This window comes from Paracoccus sp. MC1862 (assembly GCF_016617715.1).
GTDB lineage: Bacteria > Pseudomonadota > Alphaproteobacteria > Rhodobacterales > Rhodobacteraceae > Paracoccus.
On the sequence record NZ_CP067225.1, the window covers coordinates 2,920,723 to 2,937,004 of the forward strand.

Sequence of the window (16,282 nt, forward strand, 5' to 3'; positions counted from 1 at the left end):
ATGATGCAAGGGAGGAACCTGCCGGCCTTGCGCCGGCCCAGTGTTGGGGGCATGACGCGGCCCATGAGTGATGACCTGACGCAACTGCGCGACATGACCGCCCTGCGGGCCGCCATCGACGCGCTTGACCTCGACCTCGCGCGGCTGCTTGCCCGCCGCTCGCGCCTGATCGACCGCGCGGCCGAGATCAAGGCCGGCGCGGGCCTGCCCGCCCGCATCGACGAGCGGGTCGAGGAAGTGGCCGAGAAGGCCCGCCGCAACGCCGCGGCCACGGGCTACGACCCCGATCTGGCCGAGGCTCTGTGGCGCCTAATGATGGAACATTTCATCGCCCAGGAAGCCCGCCAACTGGGAGAAGCCGATGACGGCTGACCTGATCGACGGCAAGGCCACTGCCGCCGCCCTGCGCAGGCGCGTGGCCGAAGGGGTCGCCGCGCTGAAGGCCTGCCATGGCATCACGCCGGGCCTTGCCGTGGTGCTGGTGGGCGAGGACCCCGCCTCTGCGGTCTATGTCCGCAGCAAAGGCAAGGCGACGGTCGAAGCCGGGATGGAAAGCTTCCAGCACCGCCTGCCCGTGGATGCCTCGCAGCAGGACCTGCTGGCGCTGATCGCGCGGCTGAATGGCGATCCGGCGGTGAACGGCATCCTCGTGCAGCTTCCCTTGCCGAAGCACATGGACGAGGCGGCGGTCATCAATGCCATCGCGCCGGAAAAGGACGTGGACGGATTCACCGTGCTGAACGCCGGGCGGCTGGCCACCGGGCAGAAGGCGATGGTGCCCTGCACGCCGCTGGGCTGCCTGATGCTGCTGCGGGACCGGCTCGGCTCGCTCGTGGGCAGGGAGGCGCTGGTGATCGGGCGGTCGAACATCGTCGGCAAACCGATGGCGCAGCTTCTTCTGGCCGACAGCGCAACCGTGACCGTGGCCCATTCGCGGACCCGCGATCTGCCGGACCTGTGCCGCCGCGCCGAGATCGTCGTGGCTGCCGTGGGCCGGGCGCGCTTTGTGCAGGGCGACTGGATCAGGCCGGGCGCGACCGTGATCGACGTCGGCATCAACCGGACCGATGACGGGCTGGTCGGCGACGTGGACTTCGAGGCCGCGCGTCACGTGGCGGGCGCGATCACCCCGGTTCCGGGCGGCGTCGGCCCCATGACCATCGCCTGCCTGCTGGCGAACACGCTGACCGCCACGGCGCGGGTGAACGGGCTGCCGGAACCCGAGGGGCTGACGCCCTGATCCCCCGCCCCGTCAGGATTCTGGCTGCTTCTTGACGCTGCGGGCAGCCAGCCAATCGGTTGCGGCCATCAGCAGGCCCGAGAAGACGAAGACCACATGGATGATGACCAGCCACTTCAGTTCGCGGTCGTCCGGCGAAACGATGCCGGGACGTCCGACCTCCATGAACCGCTTGAGCAGATCGATGGCAGAGATCGCCACGATCGAGGCGATCAGCTTCATCTTCTGGCCCGCAAAATCGACCGTTCCCATCCATGAAGGCCGCGCCACGTCGAGGGGCACGTCCAGCCGCGACACGAAGTTCTCGTAGCCTGAAAATACCACGATCAGCAGCAGGTTCGCCGTCAATGTCAGGTCGCTCAGCGACAGCGCCGTGACGATGGCGGTTTCGGTTGTCATGGTCAGGGCTTGGGGCAGGTAGTGAAGGGTCTGGCGCAGGAAGACGACCAGCAGCATCCCCATGACCGCGACCAGCCCCAGATACATCGGCGCCAGCAGCCAGCGCGAGGCGGACAGCAGCCGCTCGAACCCCTTTTCCATGCCCGCGCGTCCTCGTCCGTTCCTTGGCGCAGATTAGCGGCGACCGGCAGGCCCGCAAGGCTTTCCGCTTGGGGCGATCTGGTCTAAACCAGCCCCGACCCACGCCCAAGGAGGCCGCCGCGCCATGAGGTTCTTCGTCGATACCGCCGACATCGCCGCCATCCGCGAATTGCACGAACTGGGCATGGTGGACGGGGTCACGACCAACCCCTCGCTGATCCTGAAATCGGGCCGCGACATCGCCGAGGTCACGCGCGAGATCTGCGAGATGGTCCCCGGCCCCGTCAGCGCCGAGGTCGTGGCCGCCGACGCCGAGGGCATGATCCGCGAGGGCAAGCATCTGGCCGAGATCGCCCCCAACGTCACCGTCAAGGTGCCGCTGACCTGGGACGGGCTGAAAGCCTGCAAGGCGCTGACCGACGACGGCCACATGGTCAACGTCACGCTGTGCTTCACGGCGGCGCAGGCGATCCTCGCGGCCAAGGCGGGGGCGACCTTCATCAGCCCCTTCATCGGCCGGCTGGACGACATCGGCCTGGACGGGATGGAGCTGATCGCCGACATCCGCCGCATCTACGACAACTACGGCTACGAGACGAACCTGCTGGCCGCCTCGATCCGGTCGGTCAACCACATTATCGAATGCGCCCGCATCGGCGCCGATGTCATCACCGCGCCGCCCGCCGTCATCAAGGCCATGGCCAGCCACGTCCTGACCGACAAGGGGCTGGACCAGTTCAACGCCGACTGGGCCCGGACCGGCCAGAAGATCGGCCTGTGACCGGGGCTGCGGAACGCGCGGCCGCCGCGGCGCTGGATGGCGGCACCCGCGCCCGGCTGCTGGCCGAGCCTGCGCTGATCCTGCAGGACCGGGAACTGATGCGGGCGCTGGTCGCCGCACGCGAGGCCGAGTTCGGCGAGAATGTCATCGACATCCGCGGCCGCGCGATGGAGGCGCTGGAGCATCGGCTCGACCGGCTGGAATCGGTGCATGAAAGCGTGATCTCGGCGGCCTACGAGAACCAGGCCGGGACGCAGACGGTCCACCGCGCGGTGCTGGCGCTGCTGGAGCCGATGGATTTCGCGGCCTTCCTCGACATGCTGGAAACCGATGTGGCGCCGATCCTGCGGATCGAGACGCTGAAGCTGGTGATGGAAACGCAGGATCCGCCTGCACCGCCCTCCGCCGGCGCGTTGGTGGTGGTGCCCGCAGGGGCCGTCGGGCGGATGATCGCGGCGGGCCGCAGGGCGCCGCGCGGCGACGACATCGTGCTGCGCCGCGCCAGCGCCGAGACGCGGGCCGTCCATGGCGCCGAGGTCCGGTCCGAGGCGCTGCTGCCGCTGAACCTAGGGACGGGCCGCCCCCCGGCGCTGCTGGTGATGGGCTCGCTGGATGGCGGGCGGTTCTCGCCCGCGCATGGCACCGACCTGTTGCGATTCTTCGCGCAGGTGTTCCGGCTGGTCCTGATCGGCTGGCTCAGGGAATGAGCGGGCAGGGTCCAGTGCCGCTGGCGCTGGTCCCGGCCATGGCCGACGCGCTGGCCCGCTGGCTTGACAGCGAACGCGCGACCCGTGGCCGGTCGGACCACACGATCACCGCCTATCAGGGCGACCTGCTGGCCTTCCTGTCCTTTCTTGGCGGCTACCACGGTCAGCCCGCGCTGCCCCGGACGCTGGGGGGGCTTGTGCAGACCGACATCCGCGCCTTTGCCGCGGCCGAACGAGCGCGGGGCCTTTCGGCCCGCAGCCTCGCCCGCCGCCTGTCCGCCGTCCGCAGCTTCCTGCGCTGGATCAGCGACCGCGAGGGCTTCGACGCGAGCCGGGCGCTGTCCGCGCGCAGCCCCCGCTATCGCCGCAGCCTGCCGCGCCCGATCCCGGTGGAACAGGCCCGCGCCATCCTGGACCTCGCGGGCGAGCGGCACCCGACGCCATGGGTCTCGGCCCGCGACGTGGCGGTGCTGACGCTGCTTTACGGGCTGGGCCTGCGGATCAGCGAGGCGCTGGGGCTGGACGGCCGCGACTGGCCCTTCGGCGAATCACTGGTGATCTGCGGCAAGGGCGGACGCGAGCGGCTGGTCCCGGTCCTGCCCGCCGCGCGGGACGCTGTCACGGCTTACCTGCGGATATGCCCCTTTCCGCTGACGCCCGACGGGCCGCTGTTCTGCACGGTCAAGGGCAAGCGGCTTTACGCGGGCGCCATCTCGGGGGCGATGGTGGCCCTGCGCCAGTCGCTGGGCCTGCCCGAGACGGCCACCCCCCATGCGCTGCGCCACAGCTTTGCCACGCACCTGTTGGCGGCGGGGGGCGACCTGCGGACCATCCAGCAGCTTCTGGGCCATGCGAGCCTGTCCACAACGCAGGTCTATACCGGCGTCGATGACGCGCATCTGCTGGCTGTCCATCGCGCCGCCCATCCGCGGCGCTAGGGCTTATTCGCTTGCGCGGGGCTGGTCGGGAGCCTGGACGATGGGGCTGGTCTCGGCCCCCCGACCATAGGTGGCCCAGTCGGCGCCCGAGGGCGGCTGCGGCAGTTCGCTCCGCTTCCACGACAGGTGCATATGCGCCTTGCCGACATAAAGCCCGGTGATCGGCGAGGTCATGAAGACGAACAGCGCGATCAGCAGCTCGTGCCAGCTCAACTGGCCGTGATGGGTCCAGAAATAGGCAATCGAGGCGATCAGGACCGATCCCACCCCCAGCGTCGCCGCCTTGGTCGGCCCGTGCAGCCGCGTCATCATGTCGGGCAGCCGAACCAGCCCCCAGGCACCGACAAGGCCGAAGAAGCCGCCCGCCACCAGCAGAAAGGCGATGAGGATATCCGCAAGCCAGATCATTCGATGATGTCCCCCCGCAGGATGAACTTGGCGAAGGCCACGGTCGAGACGAAGCCGAAGAGCGCAAACAGCATCGAGGTCTCGAAATAGACCGTGGTGCCGCGCTGGATGCCGAACAGCGTGATCAGCGCGATCATGTTGATCGTCATCGTGTCCAGCGCCAGCACCCGGTCGCTGAAGCCCGGCGCCCGCATCAGCCGGTAAAGGCAGAGGATCTGCGCCAGCGCGAAGCAGCCGAAGGCGAACCACAGGGCAAGAGCGAGGATGCTCAACGGAAGATCTCCTGCAGGCGGGCCTCGTAGCGGGTCTTGATCTCGTCGATCGTGGCGGCCGGGTCGGGGCAGTGCAGCGCATGGACCAGCAGGGCCGATCCGTCCTCGGCCATGTCGCAACTGACGGTGCCGGGGGTCAGGGTGATGGTGCCCATCAAAACGGCGATGGCTTCGGGCACGGTCAGGTCCAGCGGCACCACCAGCCAGGCGGGCTGCAACTCGGCCTTGGGCATGAACAGCACGATCCGCGCCACGTCGATATTGGCCTTGACGATGTCGTGGATGACGATGCCCAGATAGCCGGGGATGCGGGTGGCGCGGATGCTGGCGCGGCGAGGCCAGTAGGGGGCGGTCACGACTGGAATCAGCAGCCCCAGAACGGCCGCGAAGACCACCGAGCCCCAGGCGAAGCGGTTGACCAGCAGCATCCAGACCAGCGCCACCACCAGCGACAGGACCGGATGGGGAAGGATGCGGCGGATCATTTCACCCCCTCCTGTCCGACCAGCACGGCCTCGATGTAAGGGGCAGGGTTCATCAGTTGGCGGGCGGTGGCATCGGCATAGCGCATCATCGGCCCTGCAAGCACGGTGAGCGCCACCATGCCCGCGATCAGTGCCCCCGTCGCCGTCAGCGCCAGCCCGGCCGAGGGGAAGGTCCGGTCATGCGGCGGCTCGTCGGGTTCCTGCCGGTCGGGCAGGAAGTCCTCGGCCGCATGGGCCTTCCAGAAGACCAGCGAGCCCGCGCGGGCCAGCCCGACAATGGCGAAGATCGAGGTGACGAGGACGATGCCCCAGATCACCGCCGTGCCTTCTCCGTTCCGCACCGCCTGCAGCACTGCCAGCTTGCCGAGAAAGCCCGACAGCGGCGGCAGGCCCGCCATCCCGATGGCGGCCGCGAAATACAGCGCGGCGACGATCCCCGCCTGCAGGATGGGCGGGGCGGGGCGCAGCCACAGGCTCGCGTCACGCCGCCTTGTGCCGATCAGGTCCACCGCCAGGAACAGCGCCGCCGAGGCCAGCGTCGAATGGACGAGATACCAGATCCCCGCCGTCAGACCGGGTAGCCGGAACTGCGCCACCGCGATCATCAGCGTGCCGACCGACCCCAGCGCCGCGAAGGCTGCCATCCGTCCCATGTGGCGCGAGCCGAGAACGCCCAACTGCCCCACGATCAGCGTGACAAGGGCCGCGGGCAGCAGGATGTCGGCGGCGAAACGCTCGATCACGCTGTCGGCGGGGAAGACCAGGGTGAAGAAGCGGATGATGCCGTAAACGCCAACCTTGGTCATGATCGCGAACAGCGCCGCGACGGGACCGGGCGCGCGGGCATAGGTCGCGGGCAGCCAGAAATGCAGCGGCACCAGCGCCGCCTTGATCGCGAAGACCAGCATCAGCAGCACCGCGCCCACGCGCAGCACCGCCGTGTCGGTCGCGGGCATCTGCGCCACGCGCATCGCCATGTCGGCCATGTTCAGCGTGCCGGTCGCGGAATAGATCGTCCCCAGCGCGGCGAGGAACAGAGACGATCCGGCGAGGTTGTAGACGACATATTGCACGCCCGCGCGCAGCCGCAGCTCTCCGCCCGCCTGGATCATCAGCCCGTAGCTGGCGATCAGCAGGATTTCGAAGAAGACGAAGAGATTGAAGGCGTCGCCGGTCAGGAAAGCGCCGTTGACGCCCATCAACTGGAACTGCCACAGCGCATGAAAATGCTTGCCCCTGCGGTCCCAGCCCGAACCGATGGCGTAAAGCTGCACCAGCAGCCCCACCACCCCCGTCAGCACCAGCATCAGCGCCGCCAGCCGGTCCAGCATCAGCACGATGCCGAAGGGCGCGGCCCAGTTTCCCAGCCGATAGACCTGCACGTCCCCGCCCATCGCCTGCAGCATCAGCCAGAGCGCGAGCAGCAGTTGCCCCGCGGTCGCGGCGGTGCTGAAGACGCGCTGCAGAAGCAGGTCCTGCCGCATCGCCAGGACGATCAGCGGGCCGACGAAGGCTGGCAGGACGACCGGGATGACAAGCCAGTGGTTCATGGGCGCGGCCCCTTGCGGTCGCGGCCGGGCAGGTCGATGCGGTCGTCGCCGCCCTCGATGAAAGCGCCCAGCGCCATCATCAACGTGACCGCCGTCATCCCGAAGGAAATGACGATGGCGGTCAGCACCAGTGCCTGCGGCAGCGGGTCGGTATAGCCCGGCGCGGCATCATTCAGGATCGGCGGAAGGTCGATCACCAGCCGCCCCGTCGCGAACAGGAACAGGTTGGTGGCATAGCTCAGCAGCGTCATCCCCACGATCACCGCGAAGCTGCGCTTGCGAAGGGTCAGGTAGACTCCGGCGGCGGTCAGGGTGCCGATGGCCGAGGCGATCAGGACCTCCATCTCAGCGGCCTCCCTCCTGCCGGAAATCCATGGGATGCGCGTTGACGCTTTCTCCCGCCGCCCGTGCGATGCGCGACAGCGAGTTCAGCGCCAGCATCACCGCCCCCACGACCGCCAGGAAGACGCCGGTGTCGAAGCCCATGGCCGTGGCCCATTCGACCGGCTCGACGCCCGCCAGATGGACATAGCCGAAGGCCGAGGTCAGGAACGGCTGGCCCGCGAACCATGCGCCCCCGCCGGTAATCCCGGCCGCCAGCACCCCAAGCGCGATCAGCGCGTGATAGGGGATGTTCTGCCGTTCCATCGCCCAGGCATAGCCCGAGGCCATGTATTGCATGACCAGCGCGACCGAGACGACAAGGCCGGCGATGAAACCGCCGCCCGGCGCGTTGTGGCCGCGCAGGAAGATATAGATGCCCACCACGAAGGACAGCGGCAGCAGCACCCGCGTCGCCACCACCAGCATCAGCGGATGGCGGTCGCCCGCGCGGCGCATGTCATGGGTCCAGCCCCGCAGCCGGGCGGATGCGCGGCCGCCCAGCAGCGCCTCGGTCATGGCGAAGATGGCCAGCCCGGCAATGCCCAGCACGGTAATCTCGCCATAGGTGTCAAAGCCGCGGAAATCGACCAGGATCACGTTGACGACATTGTCGCCGCCGCCAAGCCTGTAGCTGTTCTCGACCATGTAGCCCGAGATCGAGGGGAAGGCGAAGTCGCGCCGCATGATCGCATAGGACAACGCGCCAACACCCAGCCCGGCCAGAGTCGCCACAAAGGCATCCGCCCCGCGCTTGGCGTTGCCGGTGTCCAGCACCGTGCGCTTGGGCAGGAAGTTCAGCGCCAGCAGCATCAGGATAACGGTGACGACCTCGACCGTGATCTGTGTCAGCGCGAGATCGGGGGCCGAGAAATAGACAAAGGTGCAGGACACGATCAGCCCGACAATGCCCACAAGCACCAGCGCGAGGATGCGCCGCCGGTGCAGCGTGACCAGCGTCCCCACAGCCACCAGCATCATCACCCAGCCCATCAGCGCGACGGGCGTGACCGGCAGCATCGGCCTCGGCTCGGGGCGGGCGAGGCCGGTGTGCCAGGCGGCGAAGCCGCAGATCACGCAGGTCAGCATCAGCAGCGACAGGGCGCGCGACATCGAGCCATTGGTGAAGCTTTCGCTGAAGTCGCAGGCGATGCGAGCGATGCCGCCCTCGATCCCGTCGAAGATGCGCTTGGCGTCGGGACGCGGCAGACGCAGGCGGGCGGACTCGGCCGGGCGCCACAGCGCCAGCAGCAGCGCGCCGCCGGCGATGGCCACCACCGACATCATCAGCGCGGGCGTGACGCCGTGCCACAAGGTGAAATGCGGATACTGCGGCGCCTGGGTGACGGCGGCGCCCGCGGCGGCGACCAGCCAGCCGACGGTCGCGTTCGGGAACAGCCCGGTGACGACGACCAGCACCACCAGCAGTGCCGGGCCGGACCACAGGCCCGGCTCGGGGTCGTGGGGCGCGTGGGGATAGTCCTGACGCCTTGGCCCGAGGAAAACATGGGCCACCAGCCGCAGCGAATAAGCGACCGAGACCAGCGCCGCCAGCGTCGCGCCATAGGGGATCACCCATTCGAGGCCGTGCCAGCTTTGCGCGGCCGCTTCCTCAAGCATCATCTCTTTCGACAGGAAGCCGTTGAAGGGCGGCACGCCCGCCATCGACAGCGAGGCGATCAGCACCAGCCCGAAGGTCAGCGGCATCAACGCGCGCAGGCCACCCAGCCGTTGGATGGATCGCGTGTGCGCCGCGTGGTCGATGATGCCCGCGCACATGAACAGCGCGGCCTTGAAGGTGGCATGGGCCACGATGTGGAACATCGCGGCGACGGCGGCCTTTTCGGTGCCGAAGCCCAGAAGCATGGTGATGAGGCCCAGATGGCTGACCGTCGAATAGGCCAGCAGGCCCTTGAGGTCGTCCTGGAACAGCGCGATCACCCCCCCGACCATCATGGTGACAAGGCCCGTGGTGGCAACGATCCCGAACCACTCGGGCGTGCCCGCCAGCACCGGCCAGAGCCGCGCCATCAGGAAGATCCCGGCCTTCACCATCGTGGCCGAATGCAGGTAGGCGCTGACCGGCGTGGGCGCGGCCATGGCGCGCGGCAGCCAGAAATGGAACGGGAACTGCGCCGACTTGGTGAAGGCCCCGAGCAGGATCAGCAGCAGCGCCGGCAGGTAGAGGTCCGATCCCTGGATCGCCTCGCGCTGGGCGATGATCTCGGACAGGCGATACGATCCCGCGACCTGCCCCAGCATCAGGCAGCCCGCGATCATCGCAAGGCCGCCCAGCGCAGTCACGGTCAGCGCCATGCGGGCGCCCTGCCGCCCCTCGGGCAGGTGCTTCCAGAAGCCGATCAGCAGAAAGGACGAGAGCGACGTCAGTTCCCAGAAGACGAGCATCATCAGGATGTTGTCTGACAGCACGATGCCCGTCATCGCGCCCTGGAACAGCATCAGGTAGGTGAAGAACGGCCCCGCCGCGTCCTGTTCCGACAGGTAGAAGCGGGCATAGAGGATGATGAGCAGCCCGATCCCGAGGATGAGGATGCCGAAGAGAAGCCCCAGCCCGTCGATCATGAAATCCGCGTTCAGCCCGACCTGCGGCATCCACGCCAGCTGGGCGGTAATCAGCTCTCCGGCCATGATCGCGGGGATGTGCAGGAGCAGTCCCAGAAGCGCGAGCGCGGTGACGGTTCCACAGGCGATGGCGGCGGCGTTGCGGCCGGAACGGACCATGAGGCCGGGCAACAGGGCGCCAAGGAACGGCAGGACGGCGATCAGTGCTGGGGACATGGGCTCTCCAGATTTGAACGGGTGTCCCAAGCGGGTGCCCGGCTGTCAAGCAACTGACGAAATCGGCTAGGCGATGTTCGCGCTTCGTGCTAGCCCTTTGGGAAAGCAGGCCGAAGGGACGGGCATGAAGGTTCTGGGCATCGACCCCGGTCTGGTCAACATGGGCTGGGGGATCATCGTCGCCGATGGCTCTCGCCTGCGGCATGTGGCGAACGGGATCATCCGGTCGGACAGCAAGGGATTGGCCGCGCGGCTCTGCGACCTGCACCGGGGGCTGGTGGCGGTGATCGCGGCGCATGCGCCCGACGCGGCGGCGGTGGAGCAGACCTTCGTCAACAAGGACGCGGTCGGGACCCTGAAGCTGGGGCAGGCGCGGGGGGTGGCGCTGCTGGCGCCCGCGCAGGCGGGGATCGAGGTCGGGGAATATGCGCCCAACGCCGTGAAGAAGGCGATCGTCGGCGTGGGCCACGCGCAGAAGCAGCAGGTGGAACACATGGTCCGCTTCCAGTTGCCGGGGGTCGAGCTTGCGGGACCGGATGCGGCGGATGCGCTGGCCATCGCCATCTGCCACGCCCGCCACCTGCAGAGCCGCAGCCTTCGCATCAAGGTCGTCGCATGATCGGGCGGATTGCCGGGCTGATCCTGCACCGCGCCGCCGACCACGTGCTGATCGACGTGCGCGGCGTGGGCTATATCGTCCATGTCAGCGAGCGCACGGCAGCGGGCCTGCCTCCGGTCGGGCAGGTGGCGGCTTTATATACCGACCTGCTGGTGCGCGAGGACCTGCTGCAGCTTTTCGGCTTCCCGACGCTGCTGGAAAAGGAATGGCACCGGCTGCTGACCTCGGTCCAGGGGATCGGGGCCAAGGCCTCGCTGGCGATCCTGGGGACCTTGGGGCCCGAGGGACTGGGCCGCGCCATTGCGCTGGGCGACTGGGCCGCGGTGCGGCGTGCGCCGGGCGTGGGGCCGAAGCTCGCGCAGCGGGTGGTGCTGGAACTGAAGGACAAGGCGCCGGGGATCATCGCCATGGGCGGCGCGCTGACGGTGGACGCGGGCGCGGTGCTGGATGCGGCCGAGCCGGGCATCGAGCCCGCCGCGCCCGCGGCCGCGCCGACCTCTGCGCCTGCGTGGAACGCCGGCTCAGCGGCGGCCTCGGCCGATGCGCTGTCGGCACTGACGAACCTTGGCTATGGTCCGTCCGAGGCAGCGAGTGCCGTGGCCGAGGCCGCCGCGCGGGAACCCGGCGCCGGCACCGCCGCGTTGATCCGGGCGGCGCTCAAGTCTCTGGCGCCCAAGGAATAAGGGGGAGCAGGCGATGCAGGGCAACACGCGCACATTCCTTCTCATGGCGGCGATGACGGCGCTGCTGATGGGGATGGGCTGGCTTATCGGAGGGAGCGGCGGCGCGATCCTTGCGCTGGTCGTGGCGGGGGTCGGCAACGTCTGGGCCTGGTGGAACAGCGACAAGGCGGTCCTGCGCCAGCATGGCGCGATGCCCGTGACCGAGGCCGAGGCGCCCGATCTGGTGCGGATGGTCCGGCAGCTTGCGGAACGTGCCGGGCTGCCGATGCCCGCCGTCTATGTGCTGGCGACCGAGCAGCCCAATGCCTTCGCCACCGGGCGCAACCCCGAGAACTCGGCGGTGGCGGTGACGCAGGGGCTGCTGCGGATACTGACCCGTGACGAACTGGCGGGCGTGATTGCGCATGAACTGGCCCATATCAGGCACCGCGACACGCTGACGATGACGGTGACCGCGACGATGGCAGGGGCGATCGCGATGCTGGGCAACATGATGCTGTTCACCGGCAATCGCGACCGGCCGGGCGGGGCGCTGGGCGGCATCCTCGCCATGATCCTCGCGCCCTTGGCGGCGATGCTGGTGCAGATGGCGGTCTCGCGGTCGCGGGAATATGTGGCGGACCGCTCGGGGGCGGAGATCTGCGGCAACCCGATGGCTTTGGCCTCGGCACTGGCGAAGATCGCCAATGCGGCGGGGCGGACGGTCAACATCCCGGCGGAACGCAACCCGGCCTCGGCGTCGATGTTCATCATCAACCCGCTGGGGGCATTGCGGATGGACAAGCTGTTCTCGACCCATCCCTCGACGCAGGAGCGGATTGACCTGCTGGCGCGGATGCAGGTCGCGCCCGTCGCCCGCAGTTCCGTCCCCCCGGTGCGGCGCGGATGACCCCTGATCCTGCCCTGCGCGGCGAGCGGATGGAGGGCGAGGCCGAGGACCGCGCCCTTCGCCCCCAGAAGCTTGAGGAGTTCATCGGCCAGGCCGAGGCGCGCGCCAACCTGCGCGTCTTCATCGACAGCGCCCGGATGCGGGGACAGGCGATGGATCACACGCTGTTCCACGGCCCCCCGGGCCTCGGCAAGACCACGCTGGCGCAGATCATGGCGCGGGAACTGGGCGTGAACTTCAAGATGACCTCGGGGCCGGTGCTGGCGCGGGCGGGCGATCTGGCGGCGATCCTGACCAACCTGGAAGCCCGCGACGTGCTGTTCATCGACGAGATCCACCGGATGAACCCGGCGGTCGAGGAAGTCCTGTATCCGGCGCTGGAAGATTTCGAGCTGGACCTCGTGATCGGCGAGGGACCTGCGGCGCGCACCGTGCGGATCGAACTGCAGCCCTTCACGCTGGTCGGCGCGACGACGCGGCTGGGCTTGTTGACGACCCCGCTGCGCGATCGCTTCGGCATCCCGACCCGGCTGCAGTTCTATACGGTCGAGGAACTGGACCTGATCGTCACTCGTGGCGCCCGACTGATGGGCATCAAGGCCGAGCCGGAGGGCACGTGGGAAATCGCCCGCCGCGCGCGGGGCACCCCCCGGATCGCGGGCCGGCTGCTGCGCCGGGTCGTGGACTTTGCGCTGGTCGAGGGAGACGGGCGGCTGACGCGCGAACTGGCCGACATGGCGCTGACGCGGCTGGGGGTGGACGACCTCGGGCTGGACTCGGCCGACCGACGGTATCTCACGCTGATGGCCGAGCATTACGGCGGCGGGCCGGTCGGGGTGGAAACGCTGTCCGCCGCGCTGTCAGAAAGCCGCGACGCCATCGAGGAAGTGATCGAGCCCTACCTGCTGCAACAGGGCTTGATCCTGCGCACGCCGCGTGGCCGGATGCTCGGGCATTTGGGGTGGCGGCATCTGGGGCTGGACATGCCCAGGGCCGCGCAGGCAGGATTGTTCGATGAGTGACGTGGAAGACCGGCTGCGCGGCAGCTTCGCGCGGCAGACGATGATGCAGACCTTGGGGGCGGAGCTTGAGGAGGCATCCGAGGGCCGGACCCGGATCGCTGCCCCCATCGCGGACCATGTGCTGCAGCAGCAGGGCTTCGCCCATGCGGCGCTGGCCTTCGCCATCGGCGATTCGGCGGCAGGCTACGCGGCTTTGTCGGTGCTGCCGGAAGGGGCCGAGGTTGTCACGGTCGAGATGAAGATCAACCTTCTGTCTCCTGCCGTGGGCGACCGTCTCGTGGCCGAGGGCCGGGTGATCCGCCCGGGCCGCCGTATTGTCGCGGTAGCGTCCGACGTGTTCGCGGAAGGCGCGAACGGCCGCAAGCACATCGCCACGCTGCTGGGCACGATGGTCCCGGTCGAGCCATGAGCGACTGGCCCATTTTCCTGCGCTACGCCGTGACCGCGATCGTCTTCGCCCTGACGATCTGGGCCTTCAGCACCGGACACATGCTTCTGGCCGTTCTGGGGATCGGCGCCTGCATCTTCGTGTTCCAGCGGTTCTTCCTGTCGGACATCTGACGCTGAGGGCCGGGGAAGGTGGGGCCGGCCTCCACCCTGCGGGTTGCCGCGTCGAGGCCCTGACAGGGTCCGGCGACATGATTAGGTAATGTTGCATCCGCCCCGCCATCTGCAGGAGTTCATGACCACGCATTTCCCTGAACGCGCCCGCATCGGGGTGCTGACGACCGAGCCGGTGGGCCGGCTCGACTACCTCTCGCCCGAGGGGGGCGTGCTGCTGGGACAACTGGTCGTCGTGCCGTTGGGACCGCGCCGGGTGCTGGGCGTGGTCTGGGGCAAGGGGATGGGCGACTTCGACGCGGCCAAGCTGCGGCCTGTCGCGCGGCTGGTGGACGCCGCCCCATTCGGCGAGGGGATGCTGGAGTTCATCGGGCGCGCCGCCGACTACACCCTGACGCCCCTGCCGGTGATGCTGCGGATGACGCTGCGCGCGCCCGACCTGGACCAGCCGCCAGCCGCCCGCCGCGTCGTCCACCGCGTGGGACCGCCACCCGACCGCATGACCGAGGCGCGGGCCGCCGTCCTGCGGGTGATCGAGGAGCATGGCGGCGCGGGCTTCGCCCCTTCGGAACTGGCGCAACTGGCAGGGGTCGGCGCCTCGGTCGTCAAGGGGCTGGTCGGCACGGGAACGCTGGTCGAGACCGAGGCGCCGAAGGACGCGCCTTATCCGCGGCTCGACCCTTCGCTGCCGGGAAAGCCGCTGGCGCCGGATCAGGCAGAGGCGGCCGAGGCTCTGCGAACCGGCCTGCGCGGCGGCGGCTATGCGACGACCCTGCTGCGGGGGGTCACCGGCTCGGGCAAGACCGAGGTCTATCTGGAAGCCGTGGCCGAGACCCTGCGGATGGGCCGGCAGGCGCTGGTCCTGTTGCCGGAAATAGCGCTGTCGGCCGAGTTCATCGACCGTGTCGAGGCCCGCTTCGGTGCCCGTCCCGGCGAGTGGCACTCGGGCATCACCCGCACCGAGCGCCGCCGGTTGTGGCACATGGCGGGGCGGGGCGAGGTGGGCGTGGTCGTCGGCGCAAGGTCCGCGCTGTTCCTGCCCTTCCGCGACCTCGGCCTGATCGTGGTCGATGAGGAACATGACGGCTCCTACAAGCAGGACGAGACGGTGCATTACAACGCCCGCGACATGGCCGTGCTGCGCGCCAGCATCGAGGGGGCGCAGGTGGTGCTGGCCTCGGCCACCCCTTCGGTCGAGACCTGGGTGAATGCGGCGACCGGCAAGTATCGCCGCGTGGACCTGCGCGCCCGCTATGGCGAGGCGGAACTGCCCGACATGGCCGCCATCGACCTGCGGAAAGAGGACCTGCCCTCGGGCCGCTGGATTTCCCCCACCCTCGGCCGGGCGGTCGAGGAGCGGCTGGAGCGGGGGGAACAGTCTCTGCTGTTCCTCAACCGCCGAGGCTATGCACCGGTGACGACCTGCCGGGCCTGCGGCCACCAGATCGGCTGCGACGACTGCGACGCGCGGATGGTGGAGCACCGCTTCCAGCGGCGGCTGATCTGCCACCAGTGCGGCGCGACCAAGCCGATCCCGGTGGCCTGCCCGGCCTGCGGCGTCGAGGGCAAGCTCGCCGCCATCGGCCCCGGCGTCGAGCGGCTGGGCGAAGAGGTGGCCGAGCGTTTCCCCGGCAAGCGCGCGGTGGTGCTGTCCTCGGACCTCTATACCTCGGCCCGGGTGTTGAAGGAGACGATCGCGAACATCGCGGCGGGGGATGCCGACATCATCATCGGCACCCAGATCGTGGCGAAGGGGCACAACTTTCCCCAGTTGACGCTGGTCGGTGTGATCGACGCGGACCTCGGGCTGCAGGGGGCGGACCTGCGGGCGGCGGAACGGTCCTTCCAGCTGATGCGGCAGGTAGCCGGGCGAGCCGGACGGCAAGCGGGCGACCGGCCGGGCCTTGCGCTGCTGCAGACGCACCAGCCCGAGCATCCGGTGATCCGCGCGATCCTGTCGGGTGACGACGAGGCCTTCTGGAACGCCGAAGCCGAATCGCGCCACGCCGCCCGCATGCCGCCCTTCTCTCGACTTGCGGGCATCATCCTGTCCCACCCCGACCAGCCGGTGGTCGAGGCATACGCGCAGGAACTCGCCCGCCGCGCCGCGCCCCTCTCCGAGATCGGAGCCGAGCTGTTCGGCCCCGCGCCCGCACCCATCGCGCGGGTGCGGGCGCGCTATCGCGTGCGGATGCTGGTCCGCGCGCCCCGGCAGGCGCCGCTGCAATCGGCCATCGCGGCGTGGCTCGCCGTTGCACCGAAAGCGCCGACGAACCTGCGCCTCGCGGTGGACATCGACCCGCAGAGCTTCCTTTGACGTCTTGAAAGCAACGAGCAGCCGAGCAACGATTCCCTTGGCCGTCCTGCGGGAGCGGGTATTCAGACCAGAAAGAAGATGCCTGCCGGC

Annotated in this window: 19 protein-coding genes; 12 read left to right on the forward strand and 7 right to left on the reverse strand. The window is 69.0% G+C overall.

What is annotated here, in order from left to right; genetic code table 11:
* Positions 1 to 63: 63 nt before the first annotated feature.
* Complete coding sequence (locus JGR78_RS14485; RefSeq protein ID WP_182791671.1) at positions 64 to 372, forward strand: chorismate mutase; 309 nt, start codon at positions 64 to 66, stop codon at positions 370 to 372.
* Positions 362 to 1,240 carry a bifunctional methylenetetrahydrofolate dehydrogenase/methenyltetrahydrofolate cyclohydrolase FolD gene (gene folD / locus JGR78_RS14490; protein WP_182791672.1) on the forward strand — a complete coding sequence of 293 codons (879 nt, stop codon included), beginning with the start codon at positions 362 to 364 and terminating at the stop codon, positions 1,238 to 1,240. The genes JGR78_RS14485 and folD overlap by 11 nt, the downstream gene beginning before the upstream one ends.
* Before the next feature lie 12 nt (positions 1,241 to 1,252).
* Here folD and JGR78_RS14495 read toward each other — a convergent pair whose 3' ends face one another.
* A complete protein-coding gene (locus tag JGR78_RS14495; RefSeq protein ID WP_182791673.1) occupies positions 1,253 to 1,780 on the reverse strand; it encodes a TIGR00645 family protein in 528 nt (175 codons plus the stop codon).
* A gap of 124 nt (positions 1,781 to 1,904) precedes the next feature.
* Here JGR78_RS14495 and fsa point away from each other — a divergent pair, with 124 nt between their 5' ends.
* The 3 genes from fsa to JGR78_RS14510 are packed head-to-tail and all read left to right on the forward strand — an operon-like array spanning position 1,905 to position 4,206.
* Complete coding sequence (gene fsa / locus JGR78_RS14500; RefSeq protein ID WP_182791675.1) at positions 1,905 to 2,561, forward strand: fructose-6-phosphate aldolase; 657 nt, start codon at positions 1,905 to 1,907, stop codon at positions 2,559 to 2,561.
* Positions 2,558 to 3,268: a DUF484 family protein gene (locus tag JGR78_RS14505; protein WP_234450762.1), complete on the forward strand. Its 711-nt coding sequence runs from the start codon at positions 2,558 to 2,560 to the stop codon at positions 3,266 to 3,268. The genes fsa and JGR78_RS14505 overlap by 4 nt, the downstream gene beginning before the upstream one ends.
* The gene (locus tag JGR78_RS14510; protein ID WP_182791676.1) at positions 3,265 to 4,206 is read left to right on the forward strand and encodes a tyrosine recombinase XerC; all 942 of its coding nucleotides are present in this window, start codon (positions 3,265 to 3,267) and stop codon (positions 4,204 to 4,206) included. The genes JGR78_RS14505 and JGR78_RS14510 overlap by 4 nt, the downstream gene beginning before the upstream one ends.
* Positions 4,207 to 4,209: 3 nt before the next feature.
* On the opposite strand, the gene JGR78_RS14515 is transcribed toward JGR78_RS14510, so the two are convergent.
* Genes JGR78_RS14515 through JGR78_RS14540 form a run of 6 tightly spaced genes read right to left on the reverse strand, consistent with a single transcriptional unit; the run spans position 4,210 to position 10,101 of the window.
* Positions 4,210 to 4,614 (reverse strand): Na+/H+ antiporter subunit G, encoded by a 405-nt coding sequence (locus JGR78_RS14515; RefSeq protein ID WP_182791677.1) that lies wholly within the window; start codon positions 4,612 to 4,614, stop codon positions 4,210 to 4,212.
* Entirely contained in the window at positions 4,611 to 4,880 is a 270-nt protein-coding gene (locus JGR78_RS14520; RefSeq protein WP_182791790.1) for a K+/H+ antiporter subunit F, read from the reverse strand. The genes JGR78_RS14515 and JGR78_RS14520 overlap by 4 nt, the downstream gene beginning before the upstream one ends.
* 2 nt (positions 4,881 to 4,882) lie before the next feature.
* Positions 4,883 to 5,371 (reverse strand): Na+/H+ antiporter subunit E, encoded by a 489-nt coding sequence (locus tag JGR78_RS14525; RefSeq protein WP_182791678.1) that lies wholly within the window; start codon positions 5,369 to 5,371, stop codon positions 4,883 to 4,885.
* Positions 5,368 to 6,921, reverse strand: a complete 1,554-nt coding sequence (locus JGR78_RS14530; RefSeq protein ID WP_182791680.1) for a monovalent cation/H+ antiporter subunit D — start codon at positions 6,919 to 6,921, stop codon at positions 5,368 to 5,370. Before JGR78_RS14530 ends, JGR78_RS14525 begins: the two co-directional genes overlap by 4 nt.
* On the reverse strand, positions 6,918 to 7,265 hold the full coding sequence (locus tag JGR78_RS14535; protein WP_182791681.1) for a Na+/H+ antiporter subunit C: 348 nt from the start codon (positions 7,263 to 7,265) through the stop codon (positions 6,918 to 6,920). The genes JGR78_RS14530 and JGR78_RS14535 overlap by 4 nt, the downstream gene beginning before the upstream one ends.
* A gap of 1 nt (position 7,266) precedes the next feature.
* Positions 7,267 to 10,101 (reverse strand): monovalent cation/H+ antiporter subunit A, encoded by a 2,835-nt coding sequence (locus JGR78_RS14540; RefSeq protein ID WP_182803287.1) that lies wholly within the window; start codon positions 10,099 to 10,101, stop codon positions 7,267 to 7,269.
* A 124-nt stretch (positions 10,102 to 10,225) separates the two neighbouring features.
* On the opposite strand from JGR78_RS14540, the gene ruvC reads away from it, so the two are divergent.
* The 7 genes from ruvC (at position 10,226) to JGR78_RS14575 (ending at position 16,192) form a co-directional block, all read left to right on the forward strand.
* Entirely contained in the window at positions 10,226 to 10,720 is a 495-nt protein-coding gene (gene ruvC, locus JGR78_RS14545; RefSeq protein ID WP_182791684.1) for a crossover junction endodeoxyribonuclease RuvC, read from the forward strand.
* Positions 10,717 to 11,403: a Holliday junction branch migration protein RuvA gene (gene ruvA / locus JGR78_RS14550; RefSeq protein WP_182803285.1), complete on the forward strand. Its 687-nt coding sequence runs from the start codon at positions 10,717 to 10,719 to the stop codon at positions 11,401 to 11,403. The genes ruvC and ruvA overlap by 4 nt, the downstream gene beginning before the upstream one ends.
* 13 nt (positions 11,404 to 11,416) lie before the next feature.
* Positions 11,417 to 12,292, forward strand: a complete 876-nt coding sequence (gene htpX / locus JGR78_RS14555; RefSeq protein ID WP_182803283.1) for a zinc metalloprotease HtpX — start codon at positions 11,417 to 11,419, stop codon at positions 12,290 to 12,292.
* Positions 12,289 to 13,314: a Holliday junction branch migration DNA helicase RuvB gene (gene ruvB / locus JGR78_RS14560; protein ID WP_182791688.1), complete on the forward strand. Its 1,026-nt coding sequence runs from the start codon at positions 12,289 to 12,291 to the stop codon at positions 13,312 to 13,314. The genes htpX and ruvB overlap by 4 nt, the downstream gene beginning before the upstream one ends.
* Entirely contained in the window at positions 13,307 to 13,723 is a 417-nt protein-coding gene (locus tag JGR78_RS14565; protein WP_182791689.1) for a PaaI family thioesterase, read from the forward strand. The genes ruvB and JGR78_RS14565 overlap by 8 nt, the downstream gene beginning before the upstream one ends.
* A complete protein-coding gene (locus tag JGR78_RS14570; protein ID WP_182791691.1) occupies positions 13,720 to 13,875 on the forward strand; it encodes a hypothetical protein in 156 nt (51 codons plus the stop codon). The genes JGR78_RS14565 and JGR78_RS14570 overlap by 4 nt, the downstream gene beginning before the upstream one ends.
* A gap of 121 nt (positions 13,876 to 13,996) precedes the next feature.
* On the forward strand, positions 13,997 to 16,192 hold the full coding sequence (locus JGR78_RS14575; protein ID WP_182791791.1) for a primosomal protein N': 2,196 nt from the start codon (positions 13,997 to 13,999) through the stop codon (positions 16,190 to 16,192).
* The last annotated feature ends 90 nt before the right edge of the window (positions 16,193 to 16,282 follow it).

What these genes read in the sequence shown, in the direction of transcription:
- JGR78_RS14485 (WP_182791671.1), top strand. Translation starts at nt 64, where the DNA reads ATGAGTGATGACCTGACGCAACTGCGCGACATGACCGCCCTGCGGGCC.
- folD (WP_182791672.1), top strand. Translation starts at nt 362, where the DNA reads ATGACGGCTGACCTGATCGACGGCAAGGCCACTGCCGCCGCCCTGCGC.
- JGR78_RS14495 (WP_182791673.1), bottom strand. Translation starts at nt 1,780, where the DNA reads ATGGAAAAGGGGTTCGAGCGGCTGCTGTCCGCCTCGCGCTGGCTGCTG.
- fsa (WP_182791675.1), top strand. Translation starts at nt 1,905, where the DNA reads ATGAGGTTCTTCGTCGATACCGCCGACATCGCCGCCATCCGCGAATTG.
- JGR78_RS14510 (WP_182791676.1), top strand. Translation starts at nt 3,265, where the DNA reads ATGAGCGGGCAGGGTCCAGTGCCGCTGGCGCTGGTCCCGGCCATGGCC.
- JGR78_RS14515 (WP_182791677.1), bottom strand. Translation starts at nt 4,614, where the DNA reads ATGATCTGGCTTGCGGATATCCTCATCGCCTTTCTGCTGGTGGCGGGC.
- JGR78_RS14525 (WP_182791678.1), bottom strand. Translation starts at nt 5,371, where the DNA reads ATGATCCGCCGCATCCTTCCCCATCCGGTCCTGTCGCTGGTGGTGGCG.
- JGR78_RS14530 (WP_182791680.1), bottom strand. Translation starts at nt 6,921, where the DNA reads ATGAACCACTGGCTTGTCATCCCGGTCGTCCTGCCAGCCTTCGTCGGC.
- JGR78_RS14535 (WP_182791681.1), bottom strand. Translation starts at nt 7,265, where the DNA reads ATGGAGGTCCTGATCGCCTCGGCCATCGGCACCCTGACCGCCGCCGGA.
- JGR78_RS14540 (WP_182803287.1), bottom strand. Translation starts at nt 10,101, where the DNA reads ATGTCCCCAGCACTGATCGCCGTCCTGCCGTTCCTTGGCGCCCTGTTG.
- ruvC (WP_182791684.1), top strand. Translation starts at nt 10,226, where the DNA reads ATGAAGGTTCTGGGCATCGACCCCGGTCTGGTCAACATGGGCTGGGGG.
- ruvA (WP_182803285.1), top strand. Translation starts at nt 10,717, where the DNA reads ATGATCGGGCGGATTGCCGGGCTGATCCTGCACCGCGCCGCCGACCAC.
- htpX (WP_182803283.1), top strand. Translation starts at nt 11,417, where the DNA reads ATGCAGGGCAACACGCGCACATTCCTTCTCATGGCGGCGATGACGGCG.
- ruvB (WP_182791688.1), top strand. Translation starts at nt 12,289, where the DNA reads ATGACCCCTGATCCTGCCCTGCGCGGCGAGCGGATGGAGGGCGAGGCC.
- JGR78_RS14565 (WP_182791689.1), top strand. Translation starts at nt 13,307, where the DNA reads ATGAGTGACGTGGAAGACCGGCTGCGCGGCAGCTTCGCGCGGCAGACG.
- JGR78_RS14570 (WP_182791691.1), top strand. Translation starts at nt 13,720, where the DNA reads ATGAGCGACTGGCCCATTTTCCTGCGCTACGCCGTGACCGCGATCGTC.
- JGR78_RS14575 (WP_182791791.1), top strand. Translation starts at nt 13,997, where the DNA reads ATGACCACGCATTTCCCTGAACGCGCCCGCATCGGGGTGCTGACGACC.